The organism is Bradyrhizobium sp. ISRA464 (assembly GCF_029910095.1).
GTDB lineage: Bacteria > Pseudomonadota > Alphaproteobacteria > Rhizobiales > Xanthobacteraceae > Bradyrhizobium.
Map to the genome: position 1 here is coordinate 3,251,686 of NZ_CP094526.1, position 15,506 is coordinate 3,267,191.

Consider the following 15,506-nt stretch of genomic DNA (forward strand, 5'->3'; position numbering starts at 1 on the left):
CTATCCGTTGGTGCGTGATGGGGAGGTGGGCGTGAAGGCGGGACCGTTCGGCTTGATGCGAATGCCCGGACGCAAATGCTTCCAGGGCAACGAGGCGGTATCGGCCGGCATCGCGCCGGGTGCGGCGCAGATCAGGAGTTTTGCCGCGATCGGCTCGAAATCGGCGCGGAAATGCACCGAGCTCTTGTTGACCAGGATCTTCTGCGTCGTCGGCTCGATGCCGACATAGCGATACATCGACTGGTCGGCGAGCTGGGCCTTGTAGGAGCCGACGACAACGCGGACATCGCCGATGCGCAGGCAGGCCGATGGCCCCATGTCCATGTCGCGGCCGCCATAATAGGGACCGGGTGCAACGAACTTGCCGTCGGAGAGCTTTTCGACGACGAAGGTTTCCTTGTACGGCGCGTCGCCGGGAATCCCGGACTTGCCGCCGAGATCGAGTGTGACGGTCGCGCCGACGCCAGCCGCATGCGCGGTCCTTGCCGATTGCGGATCGTAGATCACGCCGGTGGCGGCACCGACGGCCTTGTTGCGCACCAGCGCACGCAGCATGCCGGTGGTGTCGGAATCGCCGCCGGCGCCGGGATTATCCTGGGTGTCGGCGATGATGATCGGCTTGCTCGCCGATTGCGCCAGCTCCATCGCCAGCCGCACGCCCTCGTCGGGCGAATAGATGCGGCCGTCGAAATCGTCTTCATGGCTCTCGACCAGCGCGACGATCCTGTCGGCGGCCGCGTCCGCATCGGCTTGCGTCCGGCCATAGGCGAACACGCTCGGCCCGCAGTCCCTGAAATCGGCGGCCGGAAAGCCCGGCGCGAAGGAGAGCGTCGGCACGGCGTCGCTCTCCAGCGCTGCGAGCTTCTGATAGATGCCCCTGGTCGGCTGGTCGTTGGTGCATTGCCAGCTGATCGGGATCAGGAACGGCAATTGCCGGAATGATTTCGCGAAGCGCTCGCCGGTCTTGAGCAGCAGCGCCAGATGTCTCGCGCAGGCACGGCCGGTGTCGGCCATGTCGACATGCGGATAGGTGCGGTAGGCGATCAGCGCGTCGGCATGTGCGATCATCTCGGGCGAGACGTTCGCGTGCAGGTCGAGGCTCGCGACCAGAGGCAGATCCTTGCCGATCACCCTGCGCACGCGGGCGAGGATTTCGCCTTCGCCGTCGTCATGGTGCTCGGTCACCATCGCACCGTGCAGGTCGAGATAGACGGCATCGATCGGCCCGGCCGCGGCGATGCCGTCGACCATCTCCTTGACGATCCGCTCGAAGGCATCCTTCGTCACATGCGCCGACGGGCTCGCGGCGGCCGAGATCGTCGGGACCAGCTCCCAGCCATTGGCCTCCGCCGCCTCGACGAAGCCGGCGAGGCCGACATTAATCCCGCGCATGACCTTGAGCACATCAGCGCCATGCACCATCGACGGCCAGCCGCCGCCATGCACGAAGTCGTCATAGGTTGCCTTCGTCGGCGCGAAGGTATTGGTCTCGTGCAGGAAGCCGCCAACGGCAATGCGAGTCATCAAGTCGGTCTCGACACGTTTCTTCGATCATGATGCGACGGATCATGCTCTGGCCGGCGACGTTAAGCGTGTCGTCGCGCCAAGCGCAAGCCGTGGAGCACTTCCGGATTTGCATGCCGCATGGGCGTATCGAAGGCCCAAGGCTAAAGGCATAAGGCTAAAGGCTTAGGCCGTTGCCACAATGCCTTCCGAAACCGCGCGGAAATTTGCGAAGTCCCAGCCGCGACCGGGGGCGGCATCGAGCAAGGCGCGGGTATAGGCCTGCTGTGGATTGGTCAGCACCTCGGCGGCCGGCCCCTGTTCCACGACGCGGCCATGCTGCATCACGGCGACGTCGTCGCAAATCTGTGCGGCGACGCGCAAATCGTGGGTGATGAACAGCAGCGCGATGCCAAGCCGTTTCTGGATTTCATCAAGCAGATCCAGCACCTGCGCCTGCACCGAGACGTCGAGCGCTGACACCGCTTCGTCAGCCACCAGCACATCGGGATCGAGCGCCAGCGCGCGTGCGATCGCGATGCGTTGGCGCTGGCCGCCGGAGAATTGGTGCGGGTAGCGCGAGATGGCATCGGGCGGCAGGTGGACCAGCTCGAGCAGTTCGCGGGCTCTCGCAAGTGCGTCCTTGCGCGGCATGCCGTAATTGATCGGGCCTTCCGCAATGCTCTCGCCGACGGTGACGCGCGGATTGAGCGAGCGGTAGGGATCCTGGAACACGATCTGGATCTTCTGGCGATGCGGCTGCAAGAGCCGCCGCGACAAATCGGAGATCTCGCGGCCGGCGAGGCGCACGCCGCCCGAGGTCGGGTCGATCAGGCGAACGATGCAGCGCGCCACCGTCGATTTGCCGGAACCGCTTTCGCCGACGATGCCGAGCGTACGGCCCTTGCGCAAGGTGAGGGTGACGTTCTGCGCGGCCGCGACCTCGCGGGCTTTGCCGAACAGCGACCGTTCCCGATAGACCTTGCCGAGCTCGTTGGCCTCCAGCACCACGGGTTCAGTGGTCTCCGGGCGCGGCGCGCGCGGCACGAGGCTCGGCACCGAGGACAGGAGGTTGCGCGTGTAATCCATTTTCGGATTGCGCAGCACGTCCTGCAGCGCGCCGGCTTCGACCAGCCGGCCATGCCGCATCACGGCGACGCGGTCGGCGATCTCGGCGACCACGCCCATGTCATGGGTGATGAACAACACCGCGGTGCCGTGGTCGCGCTGCAGGTCGCGGATCAAGGTGAGGATCTGTTTCTGGGTGGTGACGTCGAGCGCGGTGGTCGGCTCGTCCGCGATCAAGAGCTTCGGCTCCAGCACCAGCGCCATCGCGATCATGATGCGCTGGCGTTGCCCACCCGAGAGGCGGTGCGGATAGGAGGAGAAGATGCGCTGCACGTCGGGCAGCCGCACATGCTCCATCATCGCCAGGATCTTCTGCCGCCGTGCGCGGGCATCGAGATCGGTGTGGGCGCGCAGCACTTCGTCGATCTGGCGGCCGACCGGCACCACCGGATTGAGCGCGGTCATCGGCTCCTGGAAGATCATCGCCATCCGCGTCGCGCGCAGCTGGCGCAGCCGGCGGTCGCTGGCGCCGAGCAGATCCTCGCCGACCAGTTTGATGCTGCCGCCGGATGGCACCAGCGTGCCCTTCTGCTGCAGACCCATGACGGTCAGCGAGGTCACCGACTTGCCGGAGCCGCTTTCGCCGACGAGGCACAGCGTTTCGCCCTCGCGCACCTGCAGCGACAGGTCGTCGATGATGCGGTGAGCATCCGTCTTCCGGCCGAGGCTGACGACGAGATTGTTGATGTCGAGAACGACGTTGGTTGAATTGGCTGCGGTCACTTGCCCTCACGCTGCTTCATGCGGGGATCGAGCGCGTCGCGTGCGGCGTCGCCGATCAGATTGACGCTGAGGATGGCGATCGAGAGCAGAAGTCCCGGCCAGAAGATCAGCGACGGCTTGACCTGAAAATAGGCGCGGCCCTCGGCCATGATGTTGCCCCAGGTCGGCGTTTCCGGCGAGATGCCGGCGCCGAGGAACGACAGGATCGCCTCGGTGAGGATCGCGGATGCGCAGACATAGGTGCCTTGCACGATCAAGGGCGCGATCGTGTTCGGCATCAAGTGCCGCCACATGATCTTGGGCAGGCTGGAGCCGACCGAGATCGCGGCCTCGACATAGGGCTCCTCGCGCGCGGTCAGCACCACCGAGCGCACCAGTCGCGCCACGCGCGGGATTTCGGGGATGGTGATCGCGATCATCACGGTCCAGATGCTGGCGCCCGATAGCGACACGACGGCGATCGCGAGCAGGATGGAGGGGATCGCCATCAAGCCGTCCATCACGCGCATCATGACGGCGTCGACCCATCGGAAGAAGCCGGAGACGAGGCCGATCAGGAGCCCGATGCCGACCGAGCAGATGGCGGCGCCAAGCCCGATCAGGAGCGAGATCCGGGCGCCATAGATGATCCGCGACAGCACGTCGCGGCCATAGGCATCCGTGCCGAGCAGGAACTGCGCAGAGGACGGCTTCAGCCGCTGCGCCGGTGTCAGCAGCAGCGGATCGTGCGGCGCGAGCACCGGCGCGAAGATCGCCATCAGGATGATGAGGACGAGGCAGATCGTCGCAACGGCGATGATCGGCGTCGCGGTCAGGAAACCGAATTTCAGCCGGAACGGCCGGGTGACCGGAATCGAGGATTCGGGGAGGGTATCGATCGCCATCGCTCAGTACCGGATACGAGGATCGAGCAGGGTGTAGGCAACGTCGATCAGCAGGTTGACCCCGACATAGATGCCCGACGTCAGCAGGATCATGGCCTGGATCACCGGATAGTCGCGCGCCAGCACCGCATCGACGGTGAGGCGGCCGATCCCGGGCAAATTAAATACGCTCTCGGTGACGACGACGCCGGAGATCAGGAGCGCGAAGCCGGAGCCGATCACGGTAATGACGGGCACGGCGGCGTTGCGCAGCGCGTGGTGCAGCAGTACCCCGGTCTCGCCGATGCCCTTGGCACGCGCAGTGCGCACGTAATCCTCGCCGAGCACATCGAGCATCGAGGCGCGCGTCATGCGCGCGATCAGCGCGACATAGATGAAGGAGAGGGTGCAGGTCGGCAGGATGATGCGCTCGAAGAACGGACCGAAGCCGGCGGAGATGCTCTTGAAGCCTTGCACCGGCAGCCAGCGCAGGTCGATCGCAAAGACCTGGATCAGGACGTAGCCGATCACGAACACCGGCACCGAGAAGCCGAGCACCGAAAGGCCCATCACGCCGCGATCGATCCAGGTGCCGTGCTTCCACGCCGCGATCACGCCAAGCGGCACCGCAACCAGGATCGACAGCACGATCGTGGTCAGCGCGATCGAGATCGAGGGCTCGACGCGCTGGCTGATCATCTTCAGGACCGGCACGTTGGAGATCAGGGAGACGCCGAGATCGCCGTGCAGCAGCTTGACGATCCAGGTGTAGAACTGGATGTAGATCGGCTCATTGAGGCCGAGCGACGTTCTGATGCGTTCGAGCTGTTCCGGCGTCGCATTGTCGCCGGCGAGGATCGCGGCGGGATCGCCGGGCGTCAGCCGCAGCAGCAGGAACACGAACAGAGCGACCACTCCCATCACGGGAATGGCGGCGAGGATGCGGCGAACGAGATAGCCGAGCAAATGCACTCCGTTGGATTGTGGTCGATAAAGTCCCCGCGGGACCGTAGCATCTCAGCAAGTCCTGTGCCATCGGAGCCGGCATTTTTGCGGTGCAGCTAATCCCTCTGGGGATTATTCCCGTCATGAAGCGCGAGGCCGTCCACTGAATGGTGGATTGCATTCGCGCTTCAAGGGCTCCCGCGGCAAGTAATCCGTATCGGCTCTGAACGGCGTTTACTCCAGCGTCGCCAACAGCGCAGCCATCAGGCGGCCGCGCTCGGCGAGGCTGTCGACCTCGATATGCTCATTGAGTGTGTGTGCGTCGGCGCCGCGGACGCCGAGGCCATCGAGGGTGGGGATGCCCATCGCTCCGGTGAAATTGCCGTCGGAGCCGCCGCCGGCGCTGCCATGCGGCAGATCGAGGCCCATCTCGCGAGCGAGGCCTTTTGCCTTCTCGTACAAAGCCATCGTGCCGGCATCGGGTTCCCAGACCGGGCGGGTGACGCCGCGCGTCACCTTGAAGGTCACGTCGTTGCTGGTGCCCGACAGCGCCAGCATCCGCTCGACGCCGCGATCGAGATCGGCCTGGCGCTTGGCCATGCTGAGCGCTTCGCCGGTGCAGGTTGTTGCAACGCAATTGACCCACTGGCCGCCGTGCACAATGCCGACCGAGAAGGTGCAGTCCTCGGTCGTCATGCCGTCGATGGCGAGGATCTGCCGCGCCATCTCGCGGATCGCGGAGCGGCCGGAGGAGAGCGTCGCGCCCGCATGGCTGGGCTTGCCGATGGCTTCCAGATTGAAGCGTGCGATCGCGTAGCGGCCGGTGACGACACCGTTGTTCGGCCGGCCCGGCTCCGGCACCAGCACATATTTGTTGCGGGCCGCTTCCGCCTCGATGATGTCCCGCGTCGACGGCGTGCCGACCTCTTCGTCGGGTGTGAACAGCACGGTGATCGGCAACGGCGTCGTGAACGACGCGCGCGCCAGTTGCCGGATCGCTTCGAGCGACAAATAGTTGCCGCCCTTCATGTCGAAGATGCCGGGGCCGTAGCACTTGTTGCCTTCGCGCCGCCATTTCAGCTGCTCGATCGTGCCGACCGGGTGCACCGTGTCCAGATGCCCGGCAATCAGGATTCCGGGCTGGCCTTGCTTGGGATGGGGAAAGCGGGCGCGCACGCAGCCGGCGAAACCCTGCCGTCCTGCGATGCGCTCGATGGTCGCGCCCATGATCGCCATCTCGCGTGCCGCGAGATCGAGCATGCGCTCGACCGCCGCAGCGTCCCAGGTCGGGCTTTCGCACTCCACCCAGCCGCGGAGGCCCTGCAGCATCGCTTCGGAATCAAAGGGAAGATTAGCTGGGTTCATGGTTATTCTCGCTTTGCTTTTCTGACCGCGCCCGCATCGCGCACGCCTACGAAAATCTCAGGCGGCGATTTTGTAAAGCCAAAATGCGGCGCGCCAGGAAATTCGTTTGTGTACGTCCGATCGCGGCCAAAACCGGATTGACGCGCACAGCGCTTGGTGCAAGTCTCGATTTCGCAAGCCATACAGCGTGTTAGTTCGCCTAAATAACGAACCGCATGCATAACGAATAAGCCGGCTTTGACCACTTTCACGTCAGGAGAGATTGCATGTTCCTCAGGTCGCGTTGGAAGCATCACACGATAGCGGCTGCGCTGTCGGTGCTTGCGCTGTCGTTTGTGCCGAAGGCGATGGCCGCGGAGAAGACCATCACCGCAGTGATGCATTCGGATTTGCGCATCATCGATCCGATCCTGACCACGGCCTATATTACGCGTGACCACGGCTACATGATCTATGACACCCTGCTGGCCACCGACGCCAACTTCAAGATCCAGCCGCAGATGGCGGACTGGAAGGTGTCCGACGACAAGCTCACCTACACCTTCACGCTGCGCGATGGCCTGAAGTGGCACGATGGAACGCCCGTGACCGCGGAAGACTGCGTCGCTTCGCTGAAGCGCTGGGCCAAGGTCGATGGCATGGGCCAGAAGCTGATGGACTTCACGGCCAGCCTCGAGGCCACTGATGCCAAGACGATCACGCTGAAGCTGAAGGAGCCGTACGGCTTGGTCCTGGAGTCGATCGGCAAGCCGTCGTCGCGTGTTGCCTTCATGATGCCGAAGCGGCTTGCCGAAACGCCGCCGGACAAGCCGATTCCGGAGCAGATCGGCTCGGGTCCCTTCAAGTTTGTCCAGTCTGAATTCCAGCCGGGCGTAAAGGCGGTGTATGTCAAGAACAAGGATTATGTGCCGCGCAAGGAGCCAGCGAGCTGGACCGCGGGCGGCAAGGTCGTGAAGGTTGACCGCGTCGAGTGGCTCACGATGGCGGATGCGCAAACCGCGATCAACGCGCTGCAGTCGGGCGACATCGATTTCATGGAAAATCCATCGTTCGATATGTTGCCGGTTCTCGAAAGCAATCCGGATCTCAAGGTCGAGACGCTGAACAAGTTCGGTTTCCAGACCCTCGGTCGGATGAATTTCCTCTATCCGCCCTTTGACAACGTCAAGGTCCGTCGCGCCGCGCTGCTTGCCGTCAACCAGAAGGACGTGCTCGACGCCCTGGTCGGCAATCCCAAATACTACAAGACCTGCGTCGCTTTCTTCATCTGCGACACGCCGTTCGCGACGGATGTCGGTGGTGAGACCTTGCTGAAGGGCGGCAACATCGCCGAGGCCAAGAAGGCGCTCGCCGAGTCCGGTTACGATGGTACGCCCGTCGTGATCATGGCGCCGGGAGACGTCACCACGCTGAAGGCTCAGCCGGTCGTTGTCGCCCAGCAATTGCGGGAGGCGGGTTTCAAGGTCGACCTGCAGGCGACCGACTGGCAGACCGTCGTGAGCCGACGCGCCAGCCAGAAGCCTCCGAAGGAGGGCGGCTGGAACATGTTCTTCACCAACTGGGTTAGCGCCGACGTCTCCAACCCGATCACCAACCTCTCGGTCGGTGGACAGGGCAAGAATGGCGGCTGGTTCGGCTGGGCCGAAGACGCCAAGATCGAGCAGCTGAAGGATGCCTTCGTTCGTGCGCCTTCGCTCGACGAGCAGAAGAAGATTGCGGCCGATATCCAGAAGGAGGCCTACGATCAGGTCATCTACATACCGCTGGGCCAATACCAGGCGCCCAGCGCGTGGCGGAAGTCGCTCACCGGCGTGCTCGACGGACCGGCCACTCCGATCTTCTGGAATATCGACAAGTCGGAGTAGGCGCGGGCGCAAGCCTCACCCAGGACAAATGGCCGGGTTCGTCCCGGCCATTTCTCGTTTTCGCCGGCGGCATGGGCAGCAATTTGCACGGGCCTCGACATCGTTGTTCGGGAGGTGCGTTCCTTTATCGGGAGGCCGCGCGGTCCGCGAGGCTCGTGAGCTCGATCGAGCCCACGCGCGCGTGGTTCAGAGAGATGAACACGCCGCTCGCCAACAGGAGGATGCCGTAGAAGCCGACCACGCCGCGGATCCATCGTCGAAAGACCGCGCGTTCCTCCTGCATCCCGTCGCGGAATTTCCGTACGCTCAATCCATTGCTGCAATGGGCGGCGTCGTCCCTGTGGGTGATTGTCGCAGCGACGTTGTCATGCGCCTGGCTGTCGGGAATCGGATTGGGCTCGGCAATGGCCATGAAACAAATCTCCAATTGAAATCAATTAGGGACGCGAAGCCCGCGAAAAATGCGGTCGGAGTTTCCGGCGGATGAAAGCTGCGCCACTCCGTGATCATCTCTTGTGAACTGCGCTACACCCGTAGGACACGATAAGGTGATGGGTGTGCTATTCATGTCGCTAGCGGCATGCCCAATCGGTTGGCATGCCCTGTGTTGGGCCCCACGTCGCATCCATGGTTGCTTGTGCGCAAGCCTCGTGTCAGGTATGCGCCGCAAACTAAATGCTCGATTCTGTGCATACCGCGGCGGGTCCATGGTCGAAGACGATATCAAGCCCGCGCCGATCGGCTCACAATGGCCAACCGCCACCCAGGAGCGGCGCGCCGCTCTGCGCCGCCGGATTCTCAAGTCCGGGGCGATCGAGTTCGGCAGCGAAGCGATTCCATGTACGGTCCGCAGCCTCTCGGCAGAGGGGGCCGGCATCGAGGTCAACTCGCCGCTCTGGTTTCCTGACCGCTTCGTCCTTGCCGTCGAGGGCGAGCGACGACCGTCCCGGATCGTGTGGAAAAAGGGGAAGCGTCTCGGACTCGCATTCGTTTGACGCGCGGCCTGCAATGCCGGTGGTCGCCAAAACCCGACCGCGGTGCTTCGGTGCGACGGCCTTCACCCTGAGCGAAGGTTGGTGCGGGCGGTGGGAGTCGAACCCACACGACGTTGCCATCGAGGGATTTTAAGTCCCTTGCGTCTACCAGTTCCGCCACGTCCGCGTTGCGCCAGGCGCGCCGATTTCTAGCGCGTTTGGCGGCCGAGTGGAATTGTCATTATCCTGTTCGAACAGATGCGGTTTCAATGGCTTAGCGCGTCAGTGCGCAATACCATTTGCGCAATGAGCGCATCTCGGGATAAGGCGCTGCCCCGAAGAAGCCTCAATCCGGACACCGGCGGCTGCTTTAGGCAATCTCAACACTGTCCGACTAAGAAAGCTGCATGTCCGTTCGCTTTTCACGCCGCCGAAGCCTGTCGCGCGCGGCTGTCGTCGCTGCGTTGCTCGCCTTGGCCGCGGGCGAATCCGGCTGCGCGCAGATCGGCGACTCGATGTCCTCGGCTTTCGCCGATCCCGCCAAATACGAGCTCTATGATTGCAAACAGCTCGAGGCCGAACGTAAGGGCCTTGCAAACCGTGCCGCGGAGCAGGAAGGGCTGATGGCAAAGGCCCGGACCGGCGTCGGCGGTGCCGTGATATCGGAAATGGCCTACCGCAACGAGCTGATTGCGATCCATGGCCAGCAGAAGTTCGCGGACGAAGCCTGGCGCAAGAACAAGTGCCATGAAACGACGCCGGACGCCCCTGCGGCGACACCGGCCCCCATGCCCACACCCAACGCGAAGGGGGCGCGACCGCGTTCCGGCCTCCACTAACGCGTTTCCGAGCGCCGTGGACACCGGTCAGCGTGAAGAACACACGTCAGTTCCAATCAGTGCGAAAGTGCACCAGGCGCGAGCCTCACAAGCACCAGTCGTACACCCAATCCTGCCGTGCCAGCATGCGACGCGGTCCCATCGCGCGGATGGCAAGGTCGCGCGCGATCGCTGCGGCCCCGCTCAGGTGATAGATCCGGCCCTGTTGCCGGGCCAGGCGCTGCACCTGCAATACGCGCGCACGCCGCATCAGCGTATAGCGCGTCAGCGCGGCCGGAATTTCCGATGTATTTTCGCCGGTGCTGTCGCTCAGGGCCTTTGCGAGCACGGCTGCGTCCTCGATCGCCATGCCGGCGCCCTGCGCGGCAAATGGCAGCATTGCATGCGCAGCGTCGCCGAGCAGCGCCATCGCGCCTTCGTTCCAGCGGCCGAGATCGGGCAAGGTGAAGAGCGCCCATTTGCGCCACCGTTTGTCGACCGCGCCGATCAGCATCCGCGCGGTCGAGGGCCAGCGCGACGTAGCGAACGCGCCCTTGATCTCGTTGGTGTCGCCGGGTGCGCTCCAGCCCGGCTGGTTCCAGACGCCGGCTGTGATTGCGACAACGTTGATCTGTCGTCCGGCCGAAATCGGGTAGGCGACAAGATGCGCGTCGGGCCCCATCCAGAGTTGCACGTGCGGTGTGATGTATTCGCGCGGCAAGGCGCTCGCCTCCAGCGTACCGCGCCAGGCGATCAGGCCTGAGAACTGCGGCTGCACGTCCGGGAACAGGTGCCCGCGCACCGACGACCAGATGCCGTCGGCTCCGATCAGCGCCACAGCCAGTTCCTGTTGCCGTGCATTGCCGCGCCGCTGCACCACCGTCAGCCCGGTGGCGTGCTTGCTAACATCATCGAACTGACAGCCGAGGCGGAGATCGATGTCGGGGTGGTCGTTGGCTGCAGTCTGGAGCACGGCCTGCAGGTCGGCGCGATGGATCACCCAATAGGGGGCGCCGGCGCGGAACGCAGCGGCTTCGCCGAGCGGCATCCGCGCGATCTCGCCGCCGGCCCGCGCGCTCATGATGTTGACGAATTCAGGCGTCACCGCGCGCGGTGCAAGCCGCTCCTTCAGTCCGAGCCCGACCAGGATTCTGCTGGCGTTGGGTGAGAGCTGGATGCCGGCACCAGCTTCCTCGAGCCGCTCGGCCCTTTCGAGCACCACGACGCGGAAACCCTGCGCCGCCAGCGTCAGCGACGCCGTCAGTCCTCCGATTCCGGCGCCTGCAACGATAACGGTTCGCGTCAGCGCCACGGAGCGGGAGCGGTCAGGCGACCTTGTCCTTCAGCACACATTCCGGAGGGCGTGCCTCACCGGGACCGAGGTCGGGCGCGAAACGATAGAGCGTCGAGCAATACGGGCAGATGATCTCGTTGTCGTTGCCGAGGTCGAGGAACACGTGCGGATGGTCGAATGGCGGGTTTGCGCCCACGCACATGAATTCCTGCGAGCCGATCTCGATCACCGAGACACCGGCATCGTTATGGAAGTGCGGGACGACGTGGTCGGACATAATCTCACCTTGGGTGGCAACGGCGGACGAACGCATTCGGCTGCGGCACTGCGAAACGCGGCGCACCATACTGGCGGGAACAATTGATTCCTAGAGCCCCGATCGCTCATCTGCTCATGCAAATTCGACACAATCTTGTCGTCCCAGAGAAGCCCTCCTTTGGTCGGAGCCGTTGTGTCGCAAAAACGGCACACTATTTCCAAGGCGAATTAAACTAGAGGTTTCTTCGCGGAATGACCCGGATGCGTCTCAGCTTCGCGGTGGCTGGCATGGCAGCAAGCGTTGCGCTGGGCGTCGCGATCTGGCCGCATGCCCGCGATGCTGGCGTCGTGCTGGCGGCGCAGGACGATCCCGCAGCGCTCGCCGATGTCAGGCTGAATTCCGTCCTGCGGAGCAATCCTGCATTGCTCTCCGAGAATATCGAGGCGGCGCTCGCCTCTGACGATGCCGATCTCGCGGCGAGCTTCGTCGCGCTCGCGCGCGAGAAGAACATCGTGCTCAGTGGCGATCTCGCAAAGCGCGTCGACGATGCGGTCGCCGAACAGAATTCCACCACGCATTTTGCCAAAGGGTTCGCGGCCGGCCTCGTGACCGGCAATGCCGACGATGTCGCAAGCCTGTCCGGCACGATCGCGGGCGATCTCTTCGTGTTCGGCGATGTCAGGGACGTCGTGCGCGAGGGCAAGCACCTGGCGATGGGTGAGGATACCGACCGTCTGGTGCTCGGGCTCGCAGCGGCCGGGCTCGCGGTGACCGCGGCGACTTATATTTCGGTCGGCGGCGTCGGGCCGCTGCGCGCCGGACTGACGCTGGTCAAGGATACGCGCAAGGCGGGGCGGCTGAGCGAAGGGCTGGTCGAATGGGCTGGCCGTTCGACGCGCGACGTTGTCGACACGCCGGCGTTGCGCGAGGCGGTCGCATCCGGTTCGGTATTTCGGCCGGCGGAAACCGCGAGCGCGATCCGCGCCGCCTTCCGTGCCGACAAGGCTGGTGCGCTTGTTCGCGCCGCCAAGGACGTCGGGCGCATCGGCGAAGCGGCCGGTGTTCGCGCCGCGCGCGACACGCTGAAGGTCGCGGAGAGCCCGAAGGACCTTACGCGCGCCGCCCGGCTTGCGGAAGCGAAGGGCGGTCAGACCCGTGCGATCCTGAAACTGCTCGGCCGCGGCGCGTTGCTGCTTGCGGCCGGGACATTCAATCTGACGATGTGGCTGTTCGGCGCGCTGCTCACGCTGTTCGGCTTCCTATCGTCGATCAAGGCGACCGCCGAGCGGGCCACGGCATCGTGGCTCAGGCGGAGCAAGGCGCGCCGCCTGCAGCGGCAGATGGCGGCCCAGGTTGCGCTGGCGGGTCCTGCCGCCCAGGGCTAAGCTCGCGATCGCCTGTCGATCGCCAATCCCAATCCCCCCAAGAGCAACGGAATGGATGATGCCGAGTTTTCATCACGGCGATGTTGAAATTGCCTATCTCGACGAAGGCGAGGGTGAGCCGATCGTGCTCGTGCACGGCTTTGCGTCGAGCAAGAACGTCAACTGGATCTATCCGACCTGGGTGTCCGAACTGGTCAAGGCCGGCCGACGCGTCATCGCGCTTGACAATCGCGGCCACGGCGAGTCCACCAAGCTCTACGATCCCGCGCAGTACGAGATCGCGATCATGGCGAGCGACGTGATCGCGCTGATGGATCATCTCGAGATCGCGCGCGCCGACGTCATGGGCTATTCGCTGGGCTCGCGGATGACCGCGATCCTGGCGCGGGAGAATCCCGACCGGCTGCGCTCGGCGATCCTGGGCGGCATCGGCATCGGACTGATCGAGGGTGGTGGCCCCGGCGAGAATGTCGCGCTCGCGCTGGAAGCGCCGTCGTTCGACGATGTCGCCGATCCGATCGGCCGCACCTTCCGCGCCTTTGCCGACCAGACCCGCTCCGACCGCCGCGCGCTCGCGGCCTGCCTGCGCGGTTCGCGCCGTCTGATGACGCGCGCGGAGGCTGCTGGCATTCGCGTGCCGGTGCTGATTGCGGTCGGCAGCAAGGACGAGATCGCGGGCTCGGCGGTGGCGCTCGGCAGGATCATTCCGGGCGCGGAGGTGCTCGACATCCCGAACCGCGATCACATGCGGGCCGTCGGCGACAAGGTCTACAAGACCGGCGTCGCCGACTTCCTGTCACGGCGAGCCTAGCTCGTCGGCGTCACGTTGGCCGAACATGCGCGTAGCCGCGATCAACACCACGAAGGTTGCGATCCAGACCAGGCGCGCGCCGTAGCGGTCGTGCGGACCGGATATCACGCCGCAGATGACGGCGTTGCCGAGCAAGGCGAGCGTGACCGTGCCCGCGAGTAAAGTGAGGTCGTCACGCCGTCGCCGCCACAGGCCGTAGGCGAACAGGAGCGCGACTATGAACATCGAGCCCAGTGCAACCGGCACGTGGACGCGGTTCATTGCAGTGAAATCGAGCCGCCAGCGCTGCTGGCGCGCCGCGCGCATCTTTGTGACTTGCGACGGAATATAACGCTCGATGATGCCGTAGGTGTGGGGGATCCAGCCGTTGGTGCCTTCGCCGGTCGCCACATGCACAAGCTGGTCCGCGGTCGCGGCCAGCGCCGCCTTGGCCTGCCATGCCGGGTATTCGGCGAGCGACCGCACCACGATGTGGCCCATCTCGTCATTCAGGCCCTGGAAGCGGCCGAGCTTGTCGAACATGCTGTGGCCCCACAGGAAGTCGTCGGCGGTCGGCGGCAGTTCGTTGCGATAGGGACAGAGCTTGAGGTTCTCCTTCGCGCAATGGTCCCGCAGATATTGCGTGACGATGCCGTCTTGCAGCATGCGGCCGAACGCGACGCCGTAGCCGCCGGGCGTCCAGGCGAGTTGGCCGGAAAGGGCGAAATTCGCTGCCAGCAACATGATGGCGCCGGCAACGATGGTCAGGCTGCCTTGCAGCAGGTTAGCGACTGAGACGCGTCCGCCGAGGAACGGGCGTGCAACCCAGCCTACGCAACACAGGCCGAGCAGGACCGCAAGCGTTGCGCTGTGGGTCGCGCCCGAGAATGCGATGAATGCGAACAGCGCGCATTTTTCCAGCGTCCCGATTTTCCCGCCATGCAGGGCGAGGACGAACAGCGCGAGCACCGACAGGCCGGCAAAAATGTCGGTCAGCAGCATGCTGGCCAGCCAGGGCAGGGCGGTGGTCAGAATCAGCACGAGGCCGATCGGGACCAGCCGGACCATCCGGGCGAGGCCGAACACCCGCAGCGTCAAGTGCAGGATCCACAGCGTCGCCAGCGCCTGGACGCCGAGGTTGAGCCAGAAGCTCGATCCCTCGCCGAGATGCAGGTAGATGCCGAACACCGTGGACCGGCTCGGCACCAGGTATCCCTCGTACCAGCGGGCCAGATAGCCGCCGGTATCCCATTGGAGCAGCGGATAGCCGTTCCAGAAGGCGGGCGCGAGCAGCAACAGGGGAATGGCGATGGTAGCGACCCAGACCGACCATGCATCGGTCAGGCGCGCGCGTAAAACCTGCGTATTGATGATGTATCCCCCTGTCTTGGAGTCGACCATGCCCAGAACTCCATTAGGGAAGAAATCCGCCAATAGTTGCAGAAGCACGGCTTGATTTCGGCAAAATCCCGACCACTTGCCCTAGACGGCCACCGGGGGCGTTTGGCCGGGGTTACCCTACCCAACCGCCCCGGGACGCGCCTGTTCCATCGTGCTACAACGCGCAACCGAACAACCGTATTGCGAGAGCAGT

14 protein-coding genes and 1 tRNA gene are annotated in these 15,506 nt (G+C 64.5%); 5 read left to right on the forward strand and 10 right to left on the reverse strand.

Translation table 11 applies throughout. The annotated features are described in order from the left end of the window. From MTX19_RS15095 to MTX19_RS15115, 5 genes are all read right to left on the reverse strand, one after another. Positions 1 to 1,524, reverse strand: coding sequence for a M81 family metallopeptidase (locus MTX19_RS15095; RefSeq protein WP_280984257.1), 1,524 nt, complete (start codon positions 1,522 to 1,524; stop codon positions 1 to 3). 165 nt (positions 1,525 to 1,689) lie between these two features. Beyond that, the gene (locus MTX19_RS15100; RefSeq protein WP_280984258.1) at positions 1,690 to 3,354 is read right to left on the reverse strand and encodes an ABC transporter ATP-binding protein; all 1,665 of its coding nucleotides are present in this window, start codon (positions 3,352 to 3,354) and stop codon (positions 1,690 to 1,692) included. Further along, complete coding sequence (locus tag MTX19_RS15105) at positions 3,351 to 4,238, reverse strand: ABC transporter permease (RefSeq protein ID WP_280984259.1); 888 nt, start codon at positions 4,236 to 4,238, stop codon at positions 3,351 to 3,353. The genes MTX19_RS15100 and MTX19_RS15105 overlap by 4 nt, the downstream gene beginning before the upstream one ends. A gap of 3 nt (positions 4,239 to 4,241) precedes the next feature. Further along, a complete protein-coding gene (locus MTX19_RS15110; RefSeq protein ID WP_280977204.1) occupies positions 4,242 to 5,183 on the reverse strand; it encodes an ABC transporter permease in 942 nt (313 codons plus the stop codon). A 213-nt stretch (positions 5,184 to 5,396) separates the two neighbouring features. Continuing rightward, the gene (locus tag MTX19_RS15115) at positions 5,397 to 6,527 is read right to left on the reverse strand and encodes a M20/M25/M40 family metallo-hydrolase (RefSeq protein WP_280984260.1); all 1,131 of its coding nucleotides are present in this window, start codon (positions 6,525 to 6,527) and stop codon (positions 5,397 to 5,399) included. Between the two features lie 266 nt (positions 6,528 to 6,793). Between MTX19_RS15115 and MTX19_RS15120 the strand changes: the two genes are divergently transcribed. Beyond that, entirely contained in the window at positions 6,794 to 8,392 is a 1,599-nt protein-coding gene (locus MTX19_RS15120) for an ABC transporter substrate-binding protein (RefSeq protein ID WP_280984261.1), read from the forward strand. A gap of 124 nt (positions 8,393 to 8,516) precedes the next feature. Here MTX19_RS15120 and MTX19_RS15125 read toward each other — a convergent pair whose 3' ends face one another. Beyond that, positions 8,517 to 8,804 carry a hypothetical protein gene (locus MTX19_RS15125; RefSeq protein WP_280984262.1) on the reverse strand — a complete coding sequence of 96 codons (288 nt, stop codon included), beginning with the start codon at positions 8,802 to 8,804 and terminating at the stop codon, positions 8,517 to 8,519. A gap of 295 nt (positions 8,805 to 9,099) precedes the next feature. Here MTX19_RS15125 and MTX19_RS15130 point away from each other — a divergent pair, with 295 nt between their 5' ends. Continuing rightward, positions 9,100 to 9,387, forward strand: a complete 288-nt coding sequence (locus MTX19_RS15130) for a PilZ domain-containing protein (protein ID WP_280984263.1) — start codon at positions 9,100 to 9,102, stop codon at positions 9,385 to 9,387. Positions 9,388 to 9,466: 79 nt separating this feature from the next. Here the strand turns inward: MTX19_RS15130 and MTX19_RS15135 are convergent. Next, positions 9,467 to 9,553 (reverse strand) — tRNA-Leu (locus MTX19_RS15135). Between the two features lie 220 nt (positions 9,554 to 9,773). Here MTX19_RS15135 and MTX19_RS15140 point away from each other — a divergent pair. Further along, entirely contained in the window at positions 9,774 to 10,205 is a 432-nt protein-coding gene (locus tag MTX19_RS15140) for a twin-arginine translocation pathway signal (protein WP_280984264.1), read from the forward strand. 85 nt (positions 10,206 to 10,290) lie between these two features. Here the strand turns inward: MTX19_RS15140 and MTX19_RS15145 are convergent, their stop codons facing one another. Beyond that, positions 10,291 to 11,496 carry an FAD-dependent monooxygenase gene (locus tag MTX19_RS15145; RefSeq protein ID WP_280984265.1) on the reverse strand — a complete coding sequence of 402 codons (1,206 nt, stop codon included), beginning with the start codon at positions 11,494 to 11,496 and terminating at the stop codon, positions 10,291 to 10,293. Positions 11,497 to 11,509: 13 nt separating this feature from the next. Further along, complete coding sequence (locus tag MTX19_RS15150) at positions 11,510 to 11,755, reverse strand: zinc-finger domain-containing protein (protein ID WP_280977211.1); 246 nt, start codon at positions 11,753 to 11,755, stop codon at positions 11,510 to 11,512. A gap of 233 nt (positions 11,756 to 11,988) precedes the next feature. Between MTX19_RS15150 and MTX19_RS15155 the strand changes: the two genes are divergently transcribed. Both MTX19_RS15155 and MTX19_RS15160 read left to right on the forward strand, forming a co-directional pair. Further along, entirely contained in the window at positions 11,989 to 13,122 is a 1,134-nt protein-coding gene (locus MTX19_RS15155; protein WP_280984266.1) for a hypothetical protein, read from the forward strand. A gap of 58 nt (positions 13,123 to 13,180) precedes the next feature. After that, positions 13,181 to 13,933, forward strand: coding sequence for an alpha/beta fold hydrolase (locus MTX19_RS15160; RefSeq protein WP_280984267.1), 753 nt, complete (start codon positions 13,181 to 13,183; stop codon positions 13,931 to 13,933). Here MTX19_RS15160 and MTX19_RS15165 read toward each other — a convergent pair. Further along, positions 13,919 to 15,313 (reverse strand): hypothetical protein, encoded by a 1,395-nt coding sequence (locus tag MTX19_RS15165; RefSeq protein WP_280984268.1) that lies wholly within the window; start codon positions 15,311 to 15,313, stop codon positions 13,919 to 13,921. The genes MTX19_RS15160 and MTX19_RS15165 overlap by 15 nt on opposite strands. Positions 15,314 to 15,506: the final 193 nt, after the last annotated feature.

Excerpts from the sequence above, each read along its gene's own strand:
- MTX19_RS15165 (WP_280984268.1), bottom strand. The coding sequence starts at position 15,313 with ATGGTCGACTCCAAGACAGGGGGATACATCATCAATACGCAGGTTTTA.
- MTX19_RS15125 (WP_280984262.1), bottom strand. The coding sequence starts at position 8,804 with ATGGCCATTGCCGAGCCCAATCCGATTCCCGACAGCCAGGCGCATGAC.
- MTX19_RS15150 (WP_280977211.1), bottom strand. The coding sequence starts at position 11,755 with ATGTCCGACCACGTCGTCCCGCACTTCCATAACGATGCCGGTGTCTCG.
- MTX19_RS15140 (WP_280984264.1), top strand. The coding sequence starts at position 9,774 with ATGTCCGTTCGCTTTTCACGCCGCCGAAGCCTGTCGCGCGCGGCTGTC.
- MTX19_RS15105 (WP_280984259.1), bottom strand. The coding sequence starts at position 4,238 with ATGGCGATCGATACCCTCCCCGAATCCTCGATTCCGGTCACCCGGCCG.
- MTX19_RS15120 (WP_280984261.1), top strand. The coding sequence starts at position 6,794 with ATGTTCCTCAGGTCGCGTTGGAAGCATCACACGATAGCGGCTGCGCTG.
- MTX19_RS15115 (WP_280984260.1), bottom strand. The coding sequence starts at position 6,527 with ATGAACCCAGCTAATCTTCCCTTTGATTCCGAAGCGATGCTGCAGGGC.
- MTX19_RS15095 (WP_280984257.1), bottom strand. The coding sequence starts at position 1,524 with ATGACTCGCATTGCCGTTGGCGGCTTCCTGCACGAGACCAATACCTTC.
- MTX19_RS15160 (WP_280984267.1), top strand. The coding sequence starts at position 13,181 with ATGCCGAGTTTTCATCACGGCGATGTTGAAATTGCCTATCTCGACGAA.
- MTX19_RS15155 (WP_280984266.1), top strand. The coding sequence starts at position 11,989 with ATGACCCGGATGCGTCTCAGCTTCGCGGTGGCTGGCATGGCAGCAAGC.
- MTX19_RS15130 (WP_280984263.1), top strand. The coding sequence starts at position 9,100 with ATGGTCGAAGACGATATCAAGCCCGCGCCGATCGGCTCACAATGGCCA.